This is a genomic window from Candidatus Aquicultor sp. (assembly GCA_036504445.1).
Taxonomy (GTDB): domain Bacteria; phylum Actinomycetota; class Aquicultoria; order Aquicultorales; family Aquicultoraceae; genus DASXVE01.
This window is the reverse complement of sequence record DASXVE010000025.1, coordinates 288741-310398: the sequence shown is the minus strand read 5'-3', so window position 1 is coordinate 310398 and position 21658 is coordinate 288741. Positions and strand designations below refer to the sequence as shown.

The 21658-nt window shown below is 50.7% G+C and carries 25 protein-coding genes; 10 read left to right on the top strand and 15 right to left on the bottom strand.

Features of this window, described 5'->3' with window-relative positions:
• The first annotated feature begins 307 nt into the window (after positions 1-307).
• Positions 308-1555 (top strand): HAMP domain-containing protein, encoded by a 1248-nt coding sequence (locus VGK02_09000; protein HEY3375184.1) that lies wholly within the window; start codon positions 308-310, stop codon positions 1553-1555.
• Positions 1556-1580: 25 nt separating this feature from the next.
• On the top strand, positions 1581-1808 hold the full coding sequence (locus tag VGK02_08995; protein ID HEY3375183.1) for a hypothetical protein: 228 nt from the start codon (positions 1581-1583) through the stop codon (positions 1806-1808).
• Positions 1809-1974: 166 nt separating this feature from the next.
• Here the strand turns inward: VGK02_08995 and VGK02_08990 are convergent, their stop codons facing one another.
• Positions 1975-2853: an EamA family transporter gene (locus VGK02_08990; GenBank protein ID HEY3375182.1), complete on the bottom strand. Its 879-nt coding sequence runs from the start codon at positions 2851-2853 to the stop codon at positions 1975-1977.
• A gap of 284 nt (positions 2854-3137) precedes the next feature.
• Between VGK02_08990 and VGK02_08985 the strand changes: the two genes are divergently transcribed.
• Positions 3138-3683 carry a DUF5317 family protein gene (locus VGK02_08985; protein ID HEY3375181.1) on the top strand — a complete coding sequence of 182 codons (546 nt, stop codon included), beginning with the start codon at positions 3138-3140 and terminating at the stop codon, positions 3681-3683.
• A gap of 59 nt (positions 3684-3742) precedes the next feature.
• On the opposite strand, the gene panD is transcribed toward VGK02_08985, so the two are convergent.
• From panD to VGK02_08920, 13 genes are all read right to left on the bottom strand, one after another.
• Positions 3743-4132: an aspartate 1-decarboxylase gene (panD, locus tag VGK02_08980; GenBank protein ID HEY3375180.1), complete on the bottom strand. Its 390-nt coding sequence runs from the start codon at positions 4130-4132 to the stop codon at positions 3743-3745.
• A gap of 20 nt (positions 4133-4152) precedes the next feature.
• Positions 4153-5025, bottom strand: a complete 873-nt coding sequence (gene panC, locus VGK02_08975; protein HEY3375179.1) for a pantoate--beta-alanine ligase — start codon at positions 5023-5025, stop codon at positions 4153-4155.
• Between the two features lie 60 nt (positions 5026-5085).
• Complete coding sequence (gene panB / locus VGK02_08970; protein HEY3375178.1) at positions 5086-5946, bottom strand: 3-methyl-2-oxobutanoate hydroxymethyltransferase; 861 nt, start codon at positions 5944-5946, stop codon at positions 5086-5088.
• Positions 5947-5948: 2 nt separating this feature from the next.
• Positions 5949-6845, bottom strand: a complete 897-nt coding sequence (locus tag VGK02_08965) for a Rossmann-like and DUF2520 domain-containing protein (protein HEY3375177.1) — start codon at positions 6843-6845, stop codon at positions 5949-5951.
• Between the two features lie 84 nt (positions 6846-6929).
• Entirely contained in the window at positions 6930-7676 is a 747-nt protein-coding gene (locus tag VGK02_08960; protein HEY3375176.1) for an ATP-binding cassette domain-containing protein, read from the bottom strand.
• Positions 7677-8651, bottom strand: a complete 975-nt coding sequence (gene cbiQ, locus VGK02_08955) for a cobalt ECF transporter T component CbiQ (GenBank protein ID HEY3375175.1) — start codon at positions 8649-8651, stop codon at positions 7677-7679.
• Between the two features lie 3 nt (positions 8652-8654).
• Positions 8655-9566 (bottom strand): energy-coupling factor ABC transporter permease, encoded by a 912-nt coding sequence (locus VGK02_08950; protein ID HEY3375174.1) that lies wholly within the window; start codon positions 9564-9566, stop codon positions 8655-8657.
• A 197-nt stretch (positions 9567-9763) separates the two neighbouring features.
• Positions 9764-10006: a hypothetical protein gene (locus VGK02_08945; GenBank protein ID HEY3375173.1), complete on the bottom strand. Its 243-nt coding sequence runs from the start codon at positions 10004-10006 to the stop codon at positions 9764-9766.
• Positions 10007-10140: 134 nt separating this feature from the next.
• Positions 10141-10332, bottom strand: coding sequence for a CooT family nickel-binding protein (locus VGK02_08940; protein ID HEY3375172.1), 192 nt, complete (start codon positions 10330-10332; stop codon positions 10141-10143).
• Positions 10333-10386: 54 nt separating this feature from the next.
• Positions 10387-10812, bottom strand: coding sequence for a DUF3842 family protein (locus tag VGK02_08935; GenBank protein HEY3375171.1), 426 nt, complete (start codon positions 10810-10812; stop codon positions 10387-10389).
• Between the two features lie 9 nt (positions 10813-10821).
• Entirely contained in the window at positions 10822-11148 is a 327-nt protein-coding gene (trxA, locus tag VGK02_08930) for a thioredoxin (GenBank protein HEY3375170.1), read from the bottom strand.
• A gap of 16 nt (positions 11149-11164) precedes the next feature.
• Complete coding sequence (trxB, locus tag VGK02_08925) at positions 11165-12088, bottom strand: thioredoxin-disulfide reductase (GenBank protein HEY3375169.1); 924 nt, start codon at positions 12086-12088, stop codon at positions 11165-11167.
• Positions 12089-12094: 6 nt separating this feature from the next.
• Positions 12095-13252, bottom strand: coding sequence for a PIN domain-containing protein (locus tag VGK02_08920; protein ID HEY3375168.1), 1158 nt, complete (start codon positions 13250-13252; stop codon positions 12095-12097).
• Between the two features lie 322 nt (positions 13253-13574).
• Between VGK02_08920 and lon the strand changes: the two genes are divergently transcribed.
• The 7 genes from lon (at position 13575) to VGK02_08885 (ending at position 21202) form a co-directional block, all read left to right on the top strand.
• Entirely contained in the window at positions 13575-15950 is a 2376-nt protein-coding gene (gene lon / locus VGK02_08915) for an endopeptidase La (protein ID HEY3375167.1), read from the top strand.
• A 349-nt stretch (positions 15951-16299) separates the two neighbouring features.
• A complete protein-coding gene (locus tag VGK02_08910) occupies positions 16300-16590 on the top strand; it encodes a DUF5658 family protein (GenBank protein ID HEY3375166.1) in 291 nt (96 codons plus the stop codon).
• 157 nt (positions 16591-16747) lie between these two features.
• Complete coding sequence (locus tag VGK02_08905; GenBank protein ID HEY3375165.1) at positions 16748-17791, top strand: peptidoglycan-binding protein; 1044 nt, start codon at positions 16748-16750, stop codon at positions 17789-17791.
• Positions 17792-18036: 245 nt separating this feature from the next.
• On the top strand, positions 18037-19032 hold the full coding sequence (locus VGK02_08900) for an NlpC/P60 family protein (GenBank protein HEY3375164.1): 996 nt from the start codon (positions 18037-18039) through the stop codon (positions 19030-19032).
• 257 nt (positions 19033-19289) lie between these two features.
• Positions 19290-19505, top strand: a complete 216-nt coding sequence (locus VGK02_08895) for a hypothetical protein (protein HEY3375163.1) — start codon at positions 19290-19292, stop codon at positions 19503-19505.
• Positions 19506-19688: 183 nt separating this feature from the next.
• Complete coding sequence (locus VGK02_08890) at positions 19689-20087, top strand: secondary thiamine-phosphate synthase enzyme YjbQ (protein HEY3375162.1); 399 nt, start codon at positions 19689-19691, stop codon at positions 20085-20087.
• 38 nt (positions 20088-20125) lie between these two features.
• Positions 20126-21202: a PilT/PilU family type 4a pilus ATPase gene (locus VGK02_08885; GenBank protein ID HEY3375161.1), complete on the top strand. Its 1077-nt coding sequence runs from the start codon at positions 20126-20128 to the stop codon at positions 21200-21202.
• Here the strand turns inward: VGK02_08885 and VGK02_08880 are convergent.
• Positions 21199-21393: a ferredoxin gene (locus tag VGK02_08880; GenBank protein ID HEY3375160.1), complete on the bottom strand. Its 195-nt coding sequence runs from the start codon at positions 21391-21393 to the stop codon at positions 21199-21201. The two genes, VGK02_08885 and VGK02_08880, sit on opposite strands and share 4 nt — an antisense overlap.
• Positions 21394-21658: the final 265 nt, after the last annotated feature.

The window sequence follows — 21658 nt, the reverse complement described above, 5'->3', positions numbered from 1 at the left end:
ATATTGTAGACATATAGCAAGCAAATATATTGTCTATAACATAGAATAATCCTATTAACAACAGGCCGTAAAAGCGCTTTCGAATAACTCACCGGCGCTTTTACGGCCGGTACGACCTCCTCGTTTAAAATTCTTTTATAAATGCCCCCGAGGGATATTAAGTCTTATTTGCAAATGACGATAGAAATGACAACAAAGGATTAGTAGCTTTTAGGACTTGCGAGGAAATTATGATGCTGCGGTTAGCCACTAATCAGAGAAGTGCCCTCGACAATACACCCGGTGTATACAAAACGGAGGAGAAGAAATGAAAGAAAAACGCACTTACAGTATCAGAACTAAGCTCTTGATCGCATCTATTGTTCTATCGCTCGTACCACTCGCAATCCTTGGTCTTACCGGCACAGCGAACGTTAAGGGCATGGGAAACCAGGTCTCGAAACAGGTTTCCAATGAGGTTGCCACACAGGCAAAATCTCAGCTGCTTAGCGAATCGAAAAACACAACCGACCAGGTAAAGTTGCTTCACGAGCAGTACAAGAACGACATCAGTACTCTGAACAACTTCCCGGGCAAAGAAGCCGTATTTGCAGCAAGGATGGCAGGCGGCAACTGGAAGACATCGCCTGCAAAGACAACCGCCGAGAAATACTTCGAGAAGTTCTGGCGCCCCGACATGAGCATGGTAAGGTTCTTCTACAAAGACGGCTTTAACATCACAAAGATTGAGGGCGGCAAAGCCAGCCAAGAAGGCAACACGTTTAAGGGTGACACCGTTTGGTTTATGACCCCAATGAACGCAAAATTAGTCCCGGACAACTCGATCTACATCTCAGCGCTTAATATCAGCGGCTCGACCGGTGAGGCTGAGATTCGTTATAGCATGCCGGTAACAATTAACGGCCAGCGTGTTGGATTGACACAGATCAATTTCATGGGCAACGCAATCACCAAAGTTGTTGCCGATACCAAGTTCGGTAAGTCGGGCTATGCCTTTATGATTGATAAAAAATACCAGGAGACAGACGGAACGGTTCTTCCTAAAGGCGTCTATCTCTACCATCCAAAATACATGGTGTGCGACGAGAAACATCCGGGTACGGTTATCCCTGATAATCAGCTTACCGGTGATCACGGTTTTGTCACCTTTAACGATCGCGGCCAGGAGTGGACTGCGGCGTACACAAAGGTGCCGGTTCCGGGTCAAGAGTGGTATGTCGTTTCCGCTTTGCCGACGGCCGAGATTATGCAATCGGCTAACACGGTAAGCACCGGTATAAGTTCATCGGTTGCCAGCCTGTACAATAACTTCTGGATGCTCGTTCTCATCAGTATCGTTATCGTAACGGTCGCCGCGCTGTGGATAAGCTCACAGATCACAAAACCGGTAAAGCACTTAACCGAAGTTGCTGAAAAAATCAGCATGGGCGATACAAACGTCACAGTTGATGTCGATTCGAACGACGAGATCGGCGTTCTCGCAAAAGCGTTCGATCGCATGGTCATTAGTATCAAGTTCCTGATGTCTTCAGAAGACGTCGATAAATCAGCTTAAGCAAAGCTTGGAGGATGGTCACACAATGTCAGACATTGGAGAAAAAGTAGTCGCTGTTGCAAGCAGATACATGGGCCCGGCAGCACGCCGTTTTATCGAGCGCCAGACAAGTTCACACATGAATGGTTTAGCTATCGATAATATTACGCCAGCTCATCTCCCCGAGCTTGCGAAGTGGGTTGAGATATCGGCCGGTCTTGTGATGGATAAGGCGAAAGCCGCCGAGCTTGCAAACAAGATTAAGTCACTTTAGATAATATGGCGCAAGCGCCACACCAGCCATAGCAATAGCTATGCGGTGTTTAAATAAATGAGGGCTCTATCATGAGCCCTCATTTTTATTGCCGCAGGCGACAACGGTCAGGCTTACAGCGGCCGTAAAATATCACAGATTGCCGGATGCGGATCAGCCTTTTTGCTTATTCTGCAACAATCTCAGCATTAATGCGCTGGCTGGTCACCCATATCAGCAGTACACCCGAGATAATAATGAGAGCCCCACCGATTAATGTTGTTATTGGCGGAATCTCACCGAGAAAAGCCGCAGCGAAAATAACGGCGCTTACCGGATCAAGATACGTAAAGATGCCTACGTGCTGCGCTTTTACGTCGCGCAATCCGGTCAAATAGAAGGCTGCCGCAAGCGCTGTATGAACGACGCCGAGGAGAGCAAGCAGCGCCAAGGTGGCCCCGCTTATCGTGTAGTCGTGATAGAGAAAAAGCGATGGTGTCAGCACAACAGTGCATGTTAATTCTTCGTAAAACAGTATCGGGAGAACGCTGAGACGCTCTGTAAGCGGTTTTGCTAAGATAACGAGGACCGCATAGGTAATTGAAGAGATGAATGCCCACATGATACCGGGGATATCGCTGACGCCGAAATGAAACAACGATGGCGATGCGATACAGACCGCGCCGATCAGCGAGATGATAAGCGTAATAATCGTGATCCTTTCCAACCGCTCTTTCAGGAAGAGCGGTGCCAAAATCGCGACATAAATCGGTGCCGTATACGTTAAGAGAACCGTATTTGCGACTGATGTAAGTTTGATGCTGTAGAAAAACGCCAGCCAGTTAACAGCAAGTAGGGCCCCCATGAAAACAATACGGTAGATATTTTTACCGACCGCTAGAGTACCGAGCTTGCGCTTTGCTATTATATAAATAAAGATTGCAACCGCCGCAAAAAACACCCTGTACAGGGTGAGAATCGGGACCGGTAAGTTAATCGTGCGGGCGATAACCCCAATCGATCCCCAAATTACGGCCGCAATCGCGATTCTGACATAGCCGCTCATCCTGCTCCTAAAATTTCGAAGTACCGGTATATTCCCGGATTCCTGACACGCCTAGCATATGTGCTACGGCGTCGGGGGTAACGGTTATAATTCTACCGCATATTTGCATGAGCGCACGACTTAAAAAGTCTTGGTGAGCGCTGTGGATATTGGGGCCACACCGGCATCGGCATTAAAAAGAACAAATATTTGAAATTAACACTGTCTTTTACTAAACCTGGTACGTATTATGTCGAAATAAAAATTAAGGGGACAAATCGAGAATTACCAAGGAGGGAAGCAGCATGTTGGTATTAGTATGCGCAGTGCTCGGCGTTATCATCGGCTACATTCAAGGGGGCAATAGCAATTCATTCTCCCTTCTCTATATCAAATTTGGATTCCTGGTCGTTATAGCGTGTTGTATTCAGATTGTTTTGTGTGCAATCGGGTTTACTTTCAACTTGCCGGCAACAGTAAACAATGTCGCGCAGGCTGTTTCGTATCTTATGGTTATCGGTTTTATGCTGCTAAACCGTCAGATTCGTTTTATGGGGCTTATAGCTACGGGCTTATTGCTCAATCTGATCGCGCTTATCACAGACGGGTCTACGCCGGCGGCGGTTGCATTTGCGGGGACTCCGACAAGTTCTCAAACCCTGGCACCGCTATGGTTCCTCGGGGATGTGTTCTCGCTCCCTCAAGCTTACCCGGGGGCAACCGGTATTAGCCTCGGCGATATTCTTGTAGCGATAGGTATATTGATAGTTTCGCGTGATATCGTGCTTGCGCGAGCTGTTCGACCACAGGTCTCACGTGTTCGCTACGAGCCAAAGCACCTCGCACGTTAATCGTTGATCTTACAGTTAAAAGCAGTGTCGCATAACATCGCCTAGCAGGAAAGCCCAGATTAGGCGTGGTCTGGTGATTCAATCTTGAGTGCTTCCGCTGACGGGAAGGGGTGGTTGTTCTCATCGACGAAGACCACCTTCGGCTCCCAGCCGCTAAGCTCGCCTTCATCGACATTTGCGTAGGAGAGAATGATGATAAGCTCACCCGGGTTCATGAGCCGCGCCGCCGCGCCGTTCAAACAGATAACCCCCGAGCCGGGCTCGCCCTCAATTACGTAGGTCTCCAGGCGCACGCCATTATCCACGTTGACCACGTGAACTTTCTCATACTCCAGCATATTTGCGAGCGCCATAAGTTCGGCATCGATAGTAACAGAGCCGATGTAATCGACATTGGCCTCGGTTATGGTTGCTCTGTGTATTTTGCTTTTTAGCATAAAGCGTTGCATAGATTTCACCTATTCACAATTTAAACGAAATCGCCTGTTTTTTCAAGGTCCTGACCGATGAGAGCATTATCGATCAACCTGGTTGTGCCCACACGCACGGCCAGCGCAACGAGAGCCGGTCCGCTGAGTATCTCGATCGAGGAGAGCCGGTCCGGATCTACAATTTCCACATACTCGATGTTGGTGAGCGATTCATTAGCAAGCATCGCACGCATCTTATCTACGATTATTTCCGTATCGCGCACACCATCCGCAACCAAAACCCGCGCAAGCTCAAGCGATTTGGAGAGCGCAAGGGCGGCACGTCTCTCGCCGGGCGAGAGATAAGTATTGCGGGACGACATCGCAAGCCCATCGGGTTCGCGCACTATCGGCACACCGACAATCTCAGTGCTCATGTTAAGATCAGCCACCATCCGTTTGATGACGGCGAGCTGCTGCCAGTCTTTCTCGCCGAAAAAGGCGATATCCGGCGCTACAATATTTAAGAGCTTGGTGACAACGGTTGCAACGCCGCGAAAGTGCCCGGGCCGGCTCTGTCCGCATAAGACAACGGTTATGTCCTCAACATCGACATAGGTCGAGTAGCCCGTCGGATACATCTCTCGCACCGCCGGCACAAACAGCACATCGACACCGGCGTCTTGAGCAAGCGTACCGTCTCGGGCAAGGTCTCGTGGGTAGGCATCAAGGTCCTCAGTCGGGCCGAATTGCGTTGGGTTTACAAAAATACTGGCCACCACAATATCAGCCTGCCGTTTTGCCTCACGCATCAAGGTCAGGTGCCCTTCATGCAAGTATCCCATTGTCGGCACCAACCCGATTGTTTTCCCGCGTGCCCGTTCAGCGTTGATTGCCTCGCACACTTCTCGCACCGTCGTTATCGTAAGCATATTATTTGTATCTACCACCTAAAGCTAAACTTCAGTACTCATATTAAGTGCCTTATTGTCTTATACTTCTTTTAAATTCCGGTCGATCTCATCCATAAACCGGTTGAGAGTGTTCTGATCCATATGATATGAATGCTCGCTTGCCGGGAAGGCATCAGCGCGAACCTCAGTAATATAGTCCTTAACCGCCTCATCGATAGTCGCCTTAAGGTTGGCAAACTTCTTAACAAACTTTGGCAGGAATTTGTCATACATACCCAGCATGTCATTAGTGACCAGCACTTGACCGTCGCACGCCGGCCCGGCGCCGATACCGATTGTGGGTATCGAGAGCCCGGCGGTGACGAGCTCGGCAAGCTCGGCAGGGATTTTCTCGAGGACGATGGCAAACGCGCCCGCCTCCTGCAGCGCAATTGAATCTTCGAGGAGTTCTTTAGCGTCGTCAACACCGCTCGCTTGTAATCCGTAGCCGCTGAATTGCAGGACCGACTGGGGTGTCAGGCCTAAGTGGCCCATTACCGGAATCCCGGCGTCGGTCATCTTTTTAACCAGTGAGGCGATACGTTTTCCGCCTTCGAGCTTAAGCGCGTGCGTGCCGGTTGTCTTCATAATGTAGGCCGCATTTTCCAGCGCTTTCTCGTCGGATATCTGGTATGACATAAACGGCATATCGGTAACTACCATTGCACGTCTTGTCCCGCGAACGACCGCCTTGGTGTGGTGCGCCATGTCTTCAACGGTGACCGGCAACGTATCGTCGAGGCCAAGCGTTACCATCCCGAGTGAGTCACCGACGAGGAGAACGTCGACACCCGCATCATCGAGAATCCGCGCGAACGAATAATCATAGCAGGTAAGCATGGCAATTCTTGTGCCGGTTTTCTTCATGTCTCTCAGTGATTGAACAGTGACTCTATCCATTATCAACAGCTCCTATCCTCTAAAACAGCGATCAGCTCCGCCGCGTTCTCTGCACTTAGCGTACCTTTCTTAACCGCAACATCTACTGTTTGTAAGCCAAGCACCCGGTAAGCACGCTCGATATTGGCATCGAGGCGTCGCAAGCTCTGCAAATGCTGTTTAATGATTGTAACATCGCCCCGGGCAATCGGGCCAGTAAGCGCCTCGATTGTACCGACTTTTTCAATATTTGAGAGCGTACCGGAAATTAGCGTCATCATTGCGTCAAGCGCGATATCCGCCCGTAGTCCTGCGGCATTATATACCTTTTCCGCCATGTGAAGTAGCGTCACGAGATAATTCGATGTAATGCAGGCCGCCGCGTGGTACATTGCCTTGTCTTCGTCTTGTATGTCGATGGGAACACCACCCAGATCGCGTACAACGGCCAGCGCAACGTCGCGCGCCCCGTCATCGGCGGTTACCCCGAAATATGAGCCGGGTATCTTCTCAATCGCCAGTTCGGCTGAAGCAAAGGATTGAATTGGATGAATACTCGCAACACCGGCCCCCGCAACACATGCCGAAGCAAGCACGTCGAGCGTGCTCGCACCGCTCATGTGCATGACGGTGTGCCGCGGCGTAAACGTACCGTAGGCGGCAAGCGTTTCGCAGGTCGGCTGGATCTGGTCGTCTTGCGTCGTGAGCAGGATGATATCCGCTTTCGCACCGTAACGGGCGATCTCGCGAAGATCAACCGATAAATATGCTGCCGGCAGGTAGCGCCCGGTCGTTTCAAGCGATGCTTGATGCGCGGCTGCAGCAGCCACGATCCGGTGGTCTTTTTGGTGGAGCAAAGTGCCGATAGCGGTACCGACTTTGCCTGCGCCGACAATTATGATTGTATATTTAGGTTGCATTATAAAACACCTGAATAAACATAAGGTTAATCAATATAATACGCGTTATTGTACTGGATTTGAACGTGCATGGCTATTCGCTGGCTACATATCAACCCTGCTACCATACAGCATTGCGCTCATCGGCAGCTCGAGCCCGTGCTCTTCTAAAAGCGGCCCGTCGGTTAGAAGCTCGCGGGTCGGCCCGTCGGCCACAATTCTGCCGCCCGAGAGAATAAGCGCCCGCTCACATACCCGCCAGGCGAAATCGAGGTTATGCGTTGCAACCAGCATGGTGTGCTGTAGATTTAGGAGCAGCTCTTCCAGGCGTTTTCGTGTTCTCGGGTCGAGGTTGCTGGTCGGCTCATCGAGCACTAATACCTTCGGATGCATTGCGAGCACCGTGGCGAGTGCCACGCGTTTTTTCTGCCCAAAGCTTAAGTGGTGCGCGCTCTTATTGATCGCCCACAGCATGTCTACCGATGTCAGAGCATCCTCGACATGTTTGAGCACTTCGTTCTGTGATAATCCCTGATTGATCGGCCCGAAAGCGACGTCATCAAAAACAGTTGTGAGAAATAGCTGGTCGTCCGGATCTTGAAAAACCAAACCCAGTGCCGAGCGAATTTTCTTCAAGTTTGCCTTGGTCGACTCGAGGCCGTCGATTAGAAGCGTGCCTTCGCCGCGAAGGGTCCCGTTTAAGTGCATGAGAAACGTTGATTTACCGGCACCGTTTGGCCCCAGCAAGGCGACGCGCGCACCCGATCCAATGGTGATATCGATGCCCTTGAGCGCGGTCGTGCCGTCGGGGTAGGTGTATGCAATTTGTTTCGCATCAATTACTGCTGTCACTCAAAACCTCCAGATAAGAATAGCGAAGAGCGCCGTAAAAAAGAAGAGCGAAAACGCAGCGTCGCGAACGGTGAGAGCCGGGGTATCAAAGCTCTTAATCGTCCCATCGTAGCCGCGGGCGGCCATCGCTGCATAAATGCGCTCGGCCCGCTCGTAACTTCGGATAAAGAGGCTGCCGACCATCTGCCCGATAATGTGCACATGCCAGAGCCGCCCGCCGCCAAAAGCGCGCGCATCGCGGGCACGCATCATCCGTTTGATCTCATCGGTTAACACCCACATGAAACGGTAGAGAAACGAAAAGAGCATGGTAAGGATCTGAGGCATGCGCATCAGCTCAAGCCCTTTGATGAACTTCGGGAAAGGCGTTGTCGAGTACAGGAGTATCGCAACCAGCACTGATAGCCATGATTTTATGATGGCATTTACAAAGATATAGAAGCCGCCGTTTGAGATCGCCAGCGTTGTAAAACCTAAGTCGTATGCAGCCGGGTGCGGTTTATTCGGCATAAACGCCAGAAACAGCGTGGCTATGATTACGACCGGCTCGACCACAAGCGAGCGTTTCAAACCAAATTTGATAAACGGCACCCGGGAAAGCCGGTATAAGACGATAATAAAGGTCAAGAACAGCCCGAACCGCCACGTAGAAGCCATCGGTGTCATGACGATTGCCAAGATAAACACGATGAAAGCGATCATTTTTGTGCGTGCGTCCAGGCGGTGCAATATCGAATCCGCATACGCATAGAGCTCGAACGCATAGGTATGCGTGTGCCCGTGAACCGTTTCCGGCTCCTGCGGCTCGTGCGGCGCCGGGTGGTAATGCACGTGTTTATGCGTGATGCCATCGTGTTGGTGCTCGTGCAGGTGAATACCGGCATCATGGTTCTCATGAGCGGCATGCTCTGCAGCGTTTGTCTCATGCTCCATATGTTGATCGTTGTTGTCTAAGGCATCATGCTCTTCGCGCAAGAATTAACTCCTCACCGACGAACGGCGGCGCACAGCTTTCGCTATTACATAGCCGATTCCGATGGTAATAAGAACACCGACAAGCCCGGCGACACCGGTTGCAAGACCGCCTTCACCGAGGCCCGGCATCGTGTAGCCCGGGATGAAGGCTGAAAAAAGACTGGTGCCTTTGTTGATAAAACCGGTCGTTTCGGCTATGTGCTCGAGCCCGTCTGGGAATGAAGATGCGAACGGCGAGATCACGAGCGCGAGAAATGCAGCCACACCCCCGAATGCAACCAGGCTCGCTTTATCAGGTGTCGCGGTACGATTAACCAGGTCAGGGCGTACTTTCAACAGGTAGGTAATCGTAGCCATGGTTATGGCTCCTTCGCCGAGCCCGATCAAGACGTGCCAGCCCGTCATCAGCGGCACAACGATTGCAAACGGCGCGGTACCCGATGCCGTGAGCTCAAGGGCGCATGCCAGGGCAGCAACTATTGTTGAAACGAGGCCCGCGGTAAATGCGCCGCCCGTCACACTCTTGCGCGAGATTAACCGGTAGACCCAATAACCCGCAAGCGGGGAGAGGATCGCCATATTTAAAATATTAGCCCCGAGCGCGCTGATACCGCCGTCTCCGAAGAGAAGCGCCTGTACGCTTATAACCGACAGCATGACAAGAATCGCTTTCCAGGGGCCAAGAAGAATTGCCGCGAGTGCGCCGCCGACAAAATGGCCGCTTGTCCCGCCTGCGACGGGGAAGTTGAGCATCTGGGCGGCAAAGATAAACGCCGCAAGTACGCCCATCAGAGGCGCGTCTTTTTCTTCAAATTCTTTGTTTGCCTTGCGCACCGCGTAGGCAATCGTCGCACCCGAGGCGGCAGCAGCGGTTACCAACGTTTTTGTGTCTAAGAAACCGTCTGGAATATGCATTACAATTCCTTTCGCTAAAAAGCATTTACACTTCTTAGACACTTCGGTGTCCGGCTAGAAGATATATCCTAGGCATTCCGGCTAACGTTAGTTTGAGGGTTCGAACCAACAAACTAACGGAACCTCGAAGCGTGTTTTCGCTCACGCGCCAGAGGCTAAGATGGGGCGCCAAACAAAGCGCCCACGGAGCGACGATTTTACGAAATATGAACGTGATCGTGGCCGTGGTCGTGCGCCGCATCCATAGCCGCATCGAGCATAGCGATTGCTTCCGCCAGCTTTGCGCCGGCCTCGCCGAGCTTTGCCGACAGCTCGTCTTGATGCACGCTTCCGGAGAGACGAGCCCACTGCTCGCTACTCGTCTTTATGACCTTTGTTTGTTCCGTTAGTTGATGGATCGCCAGTTTATAATCGGCGCTGTTAAAGCCGTTTTGACACATACAACTCCACCTCCAGTGAAAAAGAAAACCACGAACAGGGCGGAGTTCGCTCCGCATGACCTTCGTGGCCTGGTTAGTATATATTCAGTTACTACAATATTATATCAGATTTTATCAGATTGAGCCTAAAAAATTTACTCCAGCGGCGTCAGAACGACCATGTGATCGAGCAGCTTAAGCTCTTTGAACGCGGCTTTTATTTGCTTTTGCTCGCCAAAGAGATCGACAAGCACTAGTTTATCGCCGACCGGTGTGATCGAAACGACATCTTTCATAAGCACTTCTTGCTTGCCGTCTTTTTCAACGAAAACGTTAGTCTCACACATTATCTTGCACCTCCGCTTTGTGGTTTGATTTTGCGCTCCCAAGCGCTTTTTGCGCTACCCTGCGCTTTTCGTGCTCCCAAGCGCCGCCCTTACCAGGCGTATTGTTTCGTCCATGAGATGGGGGAGCGGCAGGTTGCTTGTGCCCACGAGATCGATGTTTTGCGCCAGGGGTAGCAGCACTTTTCTCGCTTTCGATAACGAGAGGTATTCCGCCATGGCCGGTGTCAGCTCACCCATAAACGCATTAGGAATAAGGATTGAGATGGGACCGACAATGACATCGGCTTCCGGCGCGGTAACACGGAAGGCGTTCTCGCCGCTCGCACCGCGGTTCGCCCCGGCGCGCATCATGTTACTTGCCGCAATCGCGTTCGTTCCGAGCGCCAATATCTCTATGCTGTCAGGAAGACTTTCTCGCAGGCGAGCGATGATTTGCTGACCGATACTCCCGCCGGCGCCGTCAACAACAAGTACTTTCATATGCTTAAGCTAGAGCCACTCTGCGAGTTCTTTGACGAAGCCTTCCTTCGGCATCGCGCCCACAAAGCGCTTCTTAAGCGCACCGTTTTGAAACACGGCAAACGTTGGTATGCTCATTACTTGATACTGGGTTGAAATAGCTTGATTGTCATCGACATTAAGCTTAACGACTTTGATCTTGTCAGCGTATTCGCTCGCCAGCTCTTCGATAACAGGCGCTACCATGCGGCACGGTCCACACCAGGCTGCCCAAAAATCTACCAGAACGGGTTTGCCTGCGTTGATAACCTCTGTGCCCCACGACTGTTCACTTACTTCTAGTACGTTACCTGCCATATGACAGCACTCCTTTCTATTGCTGGCCTTCTAGGTATTTTTCCGCGGATACGGCGGCCAGGGCGCCTTCCGCTGCTGCCCATACAACTTGCTTAAGTTGGTTATGTCTGACGTCGCCCGCAGCAAAAACGCCCGGGTTCGATGTCGTCAGTAAATCATCAGTAAGTATGTATCCTTTTTCGTCAAGATCAATGTGGCCGTCGACGATTTCCGTATTGGGGAGGTTACCGACGAATACAAATATACCATCGGTCTCGACCTCGGATTCTTGACCTGTTTTTACGTTTTTCACCGTTACTCCGGTTACAACGTTATCCCCGTGGACTGCGCTGATTATCGAATCCCATAGGAAATCTACCTTTTCGTTCTTAAACGCGCGGTCTTGCACGATTTTGTCAGCCCGAAGCTGGTCGCGCCGGTGAACTATGGTCACCTTACTTGTAAACTTTGTAAGATAGAGCGCTTCCTCAACGGCGGAATTTCCGCCGCCGATTACGATAACACGCTTGTTCCGGAAAAACGGGCCGTCACATGTTGCGCAGTATGAGATGCCGCGGCCGGTCAACTCGGCTGCACCGGGCACATCAAGCTTGCTGGGGCGAAGCCCGCTCGCAACGATGATCGCCTTGGCGCTGTGCTCGCCATCGGTTGTTGTTATTTTTTTCTCCGGATTACTGAAATCGACCGATGTCACATCGGCTAAGCCGATTTCAAGACCGAATTTTTGCGCTTGTTCGCGCATCATATCGGTGAGCTCTAACCCCGAAATACCCTCGGTAAAACCAGGGTAATTCTCAATAATGTCTGTTATGGATGCTTGTCCGCCAACGACTTCCTTTTCAAACAGCTTCACTCGAAGCATCGAGCGGGCTGCATAGATACCGGCTGAAAGCCCCGCCGGACCACCGCCGATAATTACTACATCGTACTCGTTCGCCACGTATACTTATCCACCTTTCACTTGTGCTGGATCTTGCGCCGGCGTTTTCAGCTGCGCATTGTTTATCTGGTCGAGATAGGTCTTCGCCGTTGTCGCAAAACCGCTTGATGGTGGCGCCAATTCGACGGTCTTCTCGAAATACGTTTTAGCGCTTGGTAAATTACCTTCGGTCTTAAATATAATGACGCCCATATTAAAGTAAGCCTGGTAGAACTCCGGGTTATCCTTGATAACCTTATTGAGTTCTTGCTTAGCCATATCGGTTGCACCTAAGAAATCATACGCTGCAGCCATATCGGTGCGCACGCTCGGCTTATTCGGGTCGATGTCTAACGCTTTCCTGTAGAAATCAACAGCTTTGCGGTAGTCGTCCGGATTTTCGGTTATCGACGCCATATCAAAATAACTGTTTCCCATACCGACCAGCGCCTGGACATCCTTCGGGTTATTCTTGATAATTCCCTGGTAGGTGTCTTGTTGTGCCTTAATGGCGTTCATCTTGGCCTGGCTCTGTTTAAGCTCGTTGACGAGCGTCGGCGGCCCCTGTATTTCCTGAGTTGCATTGATGCCAAAATATGATTTTATGTTGGATTGGAAGATAACGAGTGCAATAACGGCGGCAATGCCGAGCGTGGTCCAGATGGTCTTTCGCTGCGCTTTTACTTTAAAGAGCGCGCGTTTAACGCCGCTGTAGGCAAACTCCTCGCCGGGATGCTCGACCTTGATGCCGAGCGTCTGTGCCTTCAGAAGCATGTTAAGGTCGTTTGTTACGATTGTGACCGGGCGGCCGTTACTCTCTTGGTTTATCTGGTATACAACGGAAAGGATACGGTCGTCGGAATTCTTGGTGCCAAAGAGATCGGCCGGTTTGCCTTTGGACGGGTCGAAGCTCATTACGCGCATGACCGAGTTTTTGCCAAAGGGAACACCATCGATAAGTTTGCCGTTCTCAGATAGCCCAAAGAGGATTCTCGATATCTCGCGGCTTCGGTAGCGCAGTTCGCGATCGGCCCGTGATGTCTTGATTTTATCAAGCTCACCAAGTACGATATCAGGGATAACGACGTCCGCGTTCGGAAACGCGTACACGGCCCTCGGGTTATACAAGAGCACATTCGTATCCAATATGTAGATGGGCCGTTTCTTATTTATTTTAGATGACATTATATCCCTTATTATAAACGCTCTGCGGTGCAACTGGTAGCAAATTCACAAAACCCACATATATCGCAGATAGTACCATATATACTGCATTAATGACCCGGTACCGGGTCAGCCGGGGGTTAACTATAACAACAATACCGCGCTCGGTCAAATTATGTCTTGAAGATCCTACGAATTGTCGCGTGAGTGTTAAGGGGGCGGCATTGTTATCCGATAATTCTTACGTCTTTTAAATTGTGTTTCTCACGCATTCCCGGCTAAGATATAGTAACCAAGAAGTGACAATGACTGAAGCAGCGAACGAGCTTAGAAGGAGAAGTATATGCACGAATTAGATAGAGAAGAAATCATAATACCGGATGAAATACCGCTGATTCCGCTTAGAGATATAATTATTTTTCCGAACTTGGTAGTGCCGCTATTTGTCGGCAGAGAGCGCTCTATTTCGGCGCTTGAGGCCGCTATGAAGGAGAGCCATATCGTTGCTCTCGTAACTCAGAAGGTGGCCGAGCTGCAAGATCCCGAGCCCGGAGACCTCTATCAAATCGGTTCTGCCGCAGTGATTATGCAAGAGCTTAAGATTCCGGATGGTACGGCAAAAGCTCTGGTTGAAGGGCTCTCGCGTATCGAGATCATCGAGTTTACTCAGACCGAGCCCTACTTTAAGGCGCGCGTCAGAGTTCTCCCGGAAGAGGAAGATAAAAACATCGAGATCGAGGCGCTCATGCGCAATCTCGTCTCGCAATTTGAGCGCTCGGCCGGCTTAGGCAAGCCGATCCCGCAAGAGGTACTGCTTGCCACGGCGAATATCGATGAGCCCGGCCGTCTGGCCGATTTTATCGCATTCCACTTGAATCTCAAGATTGACGAAAAACAGCAGATCATCGAGGCGACCGCCGCACGCGATAGGCTTGAAAAGGTCAGCATCTTTTTAAATCGCGAGCTTGAGATTCTTGAGATCGGCAGCAAAATACAGTCGCGGGTCAAAGACCAGCTCACCAAGACGCAGAAGGAATACTTTCTGCGCGAGCAGTTAAAAGCCATCCAGCAGGAGCTCGGGCAAGTCGACGAACAAACGGCTGAAATCGAGGAGCTCAAAGGTAAAATCAGAGCGGCGAAGATGCCGAAGGAAGTCAACGAGAAGGCATCAAAAGAGCTCGACAGGCTCTCGAAGATGCCGTCGTCGGCCGCTGAAGCGAGTGTTATTCGCACCTATCTCGATTGGCTTATCGGCCTTCCATGGCAGAAGAAGAGCAAGCAATCGCTTGATATAAAAGATGCCGAGCAGATACTCGATGACGACCATTACGGTCTTGAACACGTGAAAAAGCGCGTGCTCGAGTATTTGGCGGTGCACCAGTTAACCGAACAAGTAAAAGGCCCGATCCTATGCTTCGCCGGCCCTCCGGGAACCGGTAAGACCTCGATAGGAAAGTCAATCGCGCGAGCACTGGGAAGAAAATTCGTGCGCATATCCTTAGGCGGCGTTCACGATGAGGCGGAAATCCGCGGGCACCGCCGCACCTACGTCGGCGCGCTTCCGGGCCGTATTATGCAGGCGATCAACCAGGCGGGTACGAGAAACCCGGTCTTTATGCTCGATGAAATCGATAAAGTCGGCGCAGACTTCCGCGGCGACCCGACGGCAGCGCTGCTCGAGGTACTCGATCCGGAGCAGAACTTTGCATTTTCCGACCACTACCTGGAGGTTCCGTTTAATCTATCCGATGTGGTCTTTATTGCCACAGCGAACATGTTAGAGACCATTCCGCCGGCGCTGCGCGACCGCATGGAGGTCATCCCTTACGCCGGTTATACCGAGGATGAGAAGGTGCAGATTGCAACCAAATACCTCATCCCGAAGCAGATCGAAGCAAACGGCTTAACATCAAAGCAGATCAAACTCGAAGAAACAGCGCTTCGTATGATCATTCGCGAATATACCCGGGAAGCCGGTGTGCGAAATCTCGAGCGCAAGATCGCGGGTGTGTGCCGCCAGGTTGCGCGAAAAGTTGTCGAAGGCGAAAAGAAGCAGCTTAAGGTCGGCGAGAAAAACCTGCACGATTACCTAGGGCCGAGCCAATTCCACTATGGGCTTGCCGAAGAGGCCGATGAGATCGGTGTCTCGACCGGGCTTGCCTGGACGGAAGTCGGCGGCGACGTCCTCTCGGTAGAGGCGACAACGTTACCCGGCAAAGGCAATCTTATCTTAACCGGGAGCCTGGGAGACGTTATGCAGGAGAGCGCGCAGGCGGCGGTCAGCTATATCCGCTCGCGTGCCGCAGCGCTCGATATCGATGTTGATTTCTACAGCAAGTTCGATATTCACATCCACGTGCCGTCGGGCGGCATTCCGAAAGATGGGCCGTCTGCCGGTATCACGATGGCAACCGCGCTCGCATCGGAGCTGACGAAGCGCCCGGTAAAGCGCGAGCTCGCGATGACCGGTGAGATAACGCTGCGGGGCCGTGTGCTTCCGATCGGCGGAGTAAAAGAGAAGGTACTGGCCGCTCACCGGGCCGGCGTTAAAGAGATAATCCTGCCGGAAGAAAACGAGAAAGATCTCGAACTCGTTGCCAAAGAGGTAAAAGAAGAGCTGAAGTTCTTCTTCGTCAGCCATATGGACGAGGTACTCGACCTGGCGCTTCGCCCGGCGGAAACACATGAAAAAGTTACGGCGCTTCCCATAAAAGGGTAGAAAACGAACAGTCAAAAGCCATACAAAGGCGTGGCGCCTCTGGAAAAATTTAATAATTAGACGAAACAACGGTTGGTAATTTGCCAGCCGTTGTTGTATTATGAACTTAGGAACTTTGATTAGTTTAGGGCTCAGGGTCATGCCACGACGTCGGGTTTTGTCAACATTGAGGAGTTACTACTTTATGTAGATTGACTCCATAGAGGCCCCCTAAAGGGGTTGGACATAAACCTCCTGAGCCTTTTTCGTTGTCAGAAATCAGTTATTGCAAGCTCTCTCTCCAAGCAACGCCTCTGCCAGGGCGTTTAAAGCACAGTGTGTTACGGGAACCATACAACTGGTGTAATGTATGGATAATTCCCTTAAGCTTCTATTCGCGCTGAATATGACCGACATCGTGCTGACCAGGCATCTAACAAGCAGGGGAGCGGTAGAGCTAAACCCTATAATCAATTATCTCTTAACGGTTAACTTTGTGTGGGCTCTTTTGTTTAAGGTTCTGGTCTCAGTCGTTTTTATTACGATCGTTATGCGCCTTAAAGATCAGGTTGCAAGTATGCGTTCGCTTGTTTTAGGAACTAATATTTTTTTGGCACTCTTAGTTGTATATCAACTAATCGGCGTAGCGGCATTATCGTAGGTCTATGCTTTAGACCCCGCCCCAATCGTCATAACTACAGCTTTAAGAGCCGCCGTATTTGAGCAAACTTACGTTTGAAAATTAACCTCAACCGTTTATAGTATATATTTAGCAAAACCTTTGGTGGTGTAAGGTTTCATACACGAATGAGGGATGCATGCAATCTTTTGCGAAGGGCAATCACGGCGACGAGGTCGTTGATATACAAGTAAAGCTATCGGCTCTTGGGTACACGCTGGGCTCCGATGGGGCGGATGGTAGCTTTGGTGATACAACTGAAGAAGCGGTTGTCGAGTTTCAACGCAGCCGGCACTTGAAGTCGACCGGCATAGTCGATGAAGCGACCTGGCGCGCGCTGGTTGAAGCGACATATAAGTTCGGCGGCAGGCTTTTGTACCTGCGCTCCCCGTTCTTTCGGGGTGATGACGTACGCGAGTTGCAATTATCGTTAAATACGCTTGGGTTTAATACCGGCATAGTAGACGGGATCTTCGGTGAAACGACCGAGCGCGCGGTGCGTGATTTTCAACTCAATTTCGGCCTCCCCAGCGACGGGATCTTCGGCCCGTCTTCACTTACGGCAATCCGCAATCTAAAACACTTGCTCTCCAGCAAAGCAAGCCAGATTTTTCCCGACCCGTATCGCAACCAGCATTCGGCGATCTCAGTGTTCAGCAACCGCAGAATCGTGATTGATCTCGGAACGCTCTACGATGAAGTCGGCTTATACACGTACGAGAGCGAACTCGACAGTGAAATAGATGTAGCCCAAGATCTCGGTATGCGCCTCGGCAATCTCCTTGAGCTTCTCGGGGCTAATGTTATCTATACCGGCGAAAATAGAAGTGACGATCTTAGCGATGTAGAACTCTATATAGGCTTCCGCCTGAACGCCTCGGAAGATATCGAGGAAAGAGGCAGTATTGTGCTCTACTGCATCGGCACTGATGGTGAAGAGCCGGAGTGCCGGCGTTTAGCGCTCGCCGTTCAAGAGGAGATCGTGCGCTCGTTCGGCTCGCGGAACCTAGGGATACAACCTACCGATGTCACGATAGACGGAATATTGGTGCCCGCAATTTTCGTAAAACCTTTTTTTATTACCAATCCCGCCGAGAAAAACCTGCTCAACGAAGAAGTAAACCGGCAAAAAATCGCTGTTGCGGTATTCGACGGCATAAAGAACTACCTGCAGTTTTCCTAAATTTTCTATTGCTCGCTCCGTTTGCCCTTAAATGTTAGGTTATGCTAAACTAACGAAGCCTCATTATTTTTGGCTGATCACTTCTATAGTTAAAGTTTTTAAAAGTATCTGCCGAAACCTAGGTTAGCGCTGAAAATAGGAGGAGATTCAGTATTTTACGTAGCAACATTCTAAGCAGCATAATTAGATCAATTTCAGTAGTATCCTTAGCAGCCCTACTCACGGGCGTTATAGCGCCAACCGCATTGGCAAACCCATCAAAAGCTAGCAAGCAAGCCGAGTTTAACCGGATACAGCAGCAAGTTAGCCGTATCGACAATGAGCTCGATGTGGTAGTCGAGCAATACAATGAATCAGCGCTGAATCTGCAAAAAACCCGCAGAGAACTTCAGGAAACAACCGAGCAGCTCCAAGAAGCACAATATAATATGGAGGTCCGGCAGACGGCGATTAACAAACGCTTCCGTTTTGTATATCGCCAGGGCAGTTACTCATATCTTGAGATACTGCTCAATACCAAGAGCCTCGACCAGTTCCTCTATTATTTGGAACTCATTCAACGGCAATCCGAACAAGATGCACGAATAATCGCACAATATAAAGCAAGTAAAATAGAAATAGAGAAAGATAGCGCCCTGTTGGTTGCAAAAGAGCAAAAGCAAGAAGCGCTTCTCGCTCAGGTCGCGACCAAGAAAGGCACGATTGCTTCCCAGCTTAAGCAGCGAAATACACTGCTTTCGAAAGTGAAAGGCGAGCTTGCGCAGTATGCTAAGGCGGAAGCTTTGCGGCAGGCGTGTCTGCAGCGAAGCCTGAAACAACGTTATGGTAATATGGTCGCCCGCGTGATTAAAGTGGGGAGCGATCCCCGCCACTCAACTGTTTCGCGAGGCGCAAACCGCGGTGTTGTGAGCGTTGCTATGAATGAGCTAGGCAAACCATATGTCTGGGGGGCCGAAGGTCCAAGTTCGTATGATTGTTCGGGCCTCACGCGGTATGTCTATGGACAGCTTGGCGTTTCTTTGCCGCACTCAAGCAGGGCCCAGTACGGGTGCGGTCAGCACGTCAGTATGGACCAGCTACAAGCGGGTGATCTAGTGTTCTTCTCACACGGCGGCTCTATTTCACACGTTGGTATTTACGTTGGCGGCGGCAATTTCATTCACGCGCCGCAAACCGGTGACGTCGTGAAGGTCAGCAATATTGCCAATCACGGCGGTTATGTTGGCGCGGTGCGCCCGTAAGCAGCAAACTATAACCTTACTGAAGAGTCTCAACAAGGCGGACAGCTTCGTCCGCCTTAATTTTGCATGAAAACCGCTCTTGAGGCGATTTTTCATATAATAATTTTGCGTAATGCTTGAAACCCATTGTGTGGTATTAGGGCATGTTATACAATACTTGAGGCTTTTCAGATAATTTGCTTGAGGCGTGCACGGAATTAACCGAAAGAGACATTAGAAGCACTAAACGCACTCAAGTTGTAGCAAGGATGATAATCATGGCAGCATCATGGAACAAACATTATAAAAACCTCGTTAGGTCTTTTAACGCCAAGCTCAACGAAAGCGATTTCGAAGGGGCCGGGGAGCTTTTCGAGCTCATCAGCTTCTTTGAGCAATCGAATTCCGTACGAGCATCCGATACCCCGTTTCAGCCTTACACGTTCCGTCTTGACTCAAAAAAGGGCTACCGGGGCCACGATCTCGTCAATTAATCCGTTCATCTCAAATACATTGTTGCCCGCGATAGTCACCATACCTTGAGAAATCTCTCGTGGCTTGTTCATGCCTACACATGCGCTTCAACCCTGTTGTATGATGAAAAAGGGAATATACGATATCAAACAACGGCAAGTCGCCGGGTGTTTACAGCCGGCACGGTTTCATAGGGGGCGCGTATGAGCTTTTCAATTTCAACATCGGCTGAGGTAGAGCTGATAGATATTACGAAGCAGGTTAGTCGGCAAGTGCAATCTAGTGGTGTTACCGATGGGCTTGCGCTCATCTACGTGCCGCACGCCACAGCGGCCATCTTAATTAACGAGCATGAAGCCGGCCTTATCACCGATATGACCGAGATGGTGAAAACCCTTGTCCCACGCACCGGCTCATACCGGCATGACCGCATCGACAACAACGCCGCAGCGCACCTCGCGAGCGCGCTTCTCGGGTGCAGCCTGACCATGCCCGTCACCAGCGGGCAGCTTGAGCGCGGAACCTGGCAAAACATTTTTCTCGTTGAGCTCGATGGGCCCAGGAGCCATCGCACGGTTATCGTCAAGGTTATCGGACGCTAGCTGTAAAGTTTTGCCCCGCTGCATCCGAAGTATCTATTATGGAAATGCACGATATATTACGGCTTTTGGCCGACAAAGACGGCTCGGACGCCCACATAAAAGCAAACAACGCTCCATACATCCGTATCGACGGGACGCTATTGCCGATCGATATGCCGCCGCTCGATCCCGATGCCGCAGAGCGATTTGTCTCAGCCATCATGACCGAACGCCAGAAAGCACTGCTGGCCGCCAAAAAGGAAGTCGATTTCGCCTACAGCATGCCCGGTGTGGGGCGGTTTCGCGTCAACGTTTTTTGGGAGCGGGGCCATGTCGGCGCGGTTCTTCGCCGCATTCGCAGCGGTGATTTAAGCATCGCAAGCCTTAACCTTCCGCCGGTTTTAGAAAAACTTGCCGAGGAAAGACGCGGGCTCGTACTTGTAACCGGTACTGCGGGAAGCGGAAAGTCGACTACACTGGGCGCGCTCGTCGATCACATCAACCGCATGCGACGCTGCAATATCGTAACCATCGAAGACCCAATCGAGATGCTCCACGAGGACAAGCAAAGCATTATAAATCAACGCGAGATCGGTATCGATACCGAGACGTACGCAGACGCGCTCAAACACGTTGTCCGCCAAGATCCCGACGTTATTATGATTGGTGAGATGCGCGACATGGAAACCGCGAAGGCAGCCATCAGCGCAGCGGAAATGGGCAACCTGGTATTAAGTTCGCTGCATACAATCGATGCGGCTGAAACGATCAACCGCATTATAGATTTCTTTCCACCGTACCAGCAACGCCAAATCCGTTTAATGCTCACCTCGACGCTTAAGGGAATTGTATCGCTGCGCTTGCTGCCGAAAGTTGGGGGAGGGCGCATACCGGCGGTCGAGGTAATGATTTCGACCGGCACCATTAAAGATTATATCGTTAACGACGATCAGACATCGAAGATTAAAGATGCAATCGAGCAAGGTGAATATTACGGGATGCAAAGTTTTGATCAGAGTTTGCTCACGCTTGTTATGCAAGGGTTGGTAGCGCTTGAAGATGCGGTTGCCATGTCAAACAACGCCCACGATTTCATGCTAAAAGCAAAGCAAGCTGGCCTACAAATCGCCAGTTAGTCTTCCCAGCTAATCGCCGCGGTCGGGCAATCTTCAATTGCTTCGTCGATACGCGCTTCAAGTTCCGCGCCCGGCTCTTTATTAATGACTTGTGCGAGCCCATCCTCGCCGAGTTCAAATGCTTCCGGGCAAATCTGTTCGCATTGGCCGCAGCCGATGCACTCTTCACGGTCTACAACAGGGTGTCTCATTCAATTTCCTCCGCAATCAAGGTCGAATTTCCTTCAAATATTTTGAAACTTTACATGAAGCTCAAGCCGCTTGATATGCCTAATAAACCGTGACCTTTGCTCATATTGCGCTTCATGTAGTACCAGACTAAAACAGTTTATGCTGCGTAAGGCGCCATGTCAACTGATTAAGCTGCACGCACAACTGTATACCGGTTTCTCAAATGTACCATAAGCCGTTCTTTGCGTTTCACATCCAGGACCGTGGGTAAACTAGATTTGAATT

Bases quoted from the DNA above. Each gene is read 5' to 3' on its own strand.
- lon (HEY3375167.1), top strand. From the start codon at position 13,575: ATGCACGAATTAGATAGAGAAGAAATCATAATACCGGATGAAATACCG.
- VGK02_08895 (HEY3375163.1), top strand. From the start codon at position 19,290: ATGGCAGCATCATGGAACAAACATTATAAAAACCTCGTTAGGTCTTTT.
- VGK02_08890 (HEY3375162.1), top strand. From the start codon at position 19,689: ATGAGCTTTTCAATTTCAACATCGGCTGAGGTAGAGCTGATAGATATT.
- VGK02_08880 (HEY3375160.1), bottom strand. From the start codon at position 21,393: ATGAGACACCCTGTTGTAGACCGTGAAGAGTGCATCGGCTGCGGCCAA.
- VGK02_08910 (HEY3375166.1), top strand. From the start codon at position 16,300: ATGGATAATTCCCTTAAGCTTCTATTCGCGCTGAATATGACCGACATC.
- VGK02_08940 (HEY3375172.1), bottom strand. From the start codon at position 10,332: ATGTGTGAGACTAACGTTTTCGTTGAAAAAGACGGCAAGCAAGAAGTG.
- VGK02_08905 (HEY3375165.1), top strand. From the start codon at position 16,748: ATGCAATCTTTTGCGAAGGGCAATCACGGCGACGAGGTCGTTGATATA.
- VGK02_08885 (HEY3375161.1), top strand. From the start codon at position 20,126: ATGGAAATGCACGATATATTACGGCTTTTGGCCGACAAAGACGGCTCG.
- VGK02_08950 (HEY3375174.1), bottom strand. From the start codon at position 9,566: ATGCATATTCCAGACGGTTTCTTAGACACAAAAACGTTGGTAACCGCT.
- trxA (HEY3375170.1), bottom strand. From the start codon at position 11,148: ATGGCAGGTAACGTACTAGAAGTAAGTGAACAGTCGTGGGGCACAGAG.
- panC (HEY3375179.1), bottom strand. From the start codon at position 5,025: ATGCTTACGATAACGACGGTGCGAGAAGTGTGCGAGGCAATCAACGCT.
- VGK02_08995 (HEY3375183.1), top strand. From the start codon at position 1,581: ATGTCAGACATTGGAGAAAAAGTAGTCGCTGTTGCAAGCAGATACATG.
- VGK02_09000 (HEY3375184.1), top strand. From the start codon at position 308: ATGAAAGAAAAACGCACTTACAGTATCAGAACTAAGCTCTTGATCGCA.
- VGK02_08990 (HEY3375182.1), bottom strand. From the start codon at position 2,853: ATGAGCGGCTATGTCAGAATCGCGATTGCGGCCGTAATTTGGGGATCG.
- VGK02_08920 (HEY3375168.1), bottom strand. From the start codon at position 13,252: ATGTCATCTAAAATAAATAAGAAACGGCCCATCTACATATTGGATACG.
- VGK02_08985 (HEY3375181.1), top strand. From the start codon at position 3,138: ATGTTGGTATTAGTATGCGCAGTGCTCGGCGTTATCATCGGCTACATT.
- VGK02_08945 (HEY3375173.1), bottom strand. From the start codon at position 10,006: ATGTGTCAAAACGGCTTTAACAGCGCCGATTATAAACTGGCGATCCAT.
- panB (HEY3375178.1), bottom strand. From the start codon at position 5,946: ATGGATAGAGTCACTGTTCAATCACTGAGAGACATGAAGAAAACCGGC.
- panD (HEY3375180.1), bottom strand. From the start codon at position 4,132: ATGCAACGCTTTATGCTAAAAAGCAAAATACACAGAGCAACCATAACC.
- VGK02_08965 (HEY3375177.1), bottom strand. From the start codon at position 6,845: ATGCAACCTAAATATACAATCATAATTGTCGGCGCAGGCAAAGTCGGT.
- VGK02_08935 (HEY3375171.1), bottom strand. From the start codon at position 10,812: ATGAAAGTACTTGTTGTTGACGGCGCCGGCGGGAGTATCGGTCAGCAA.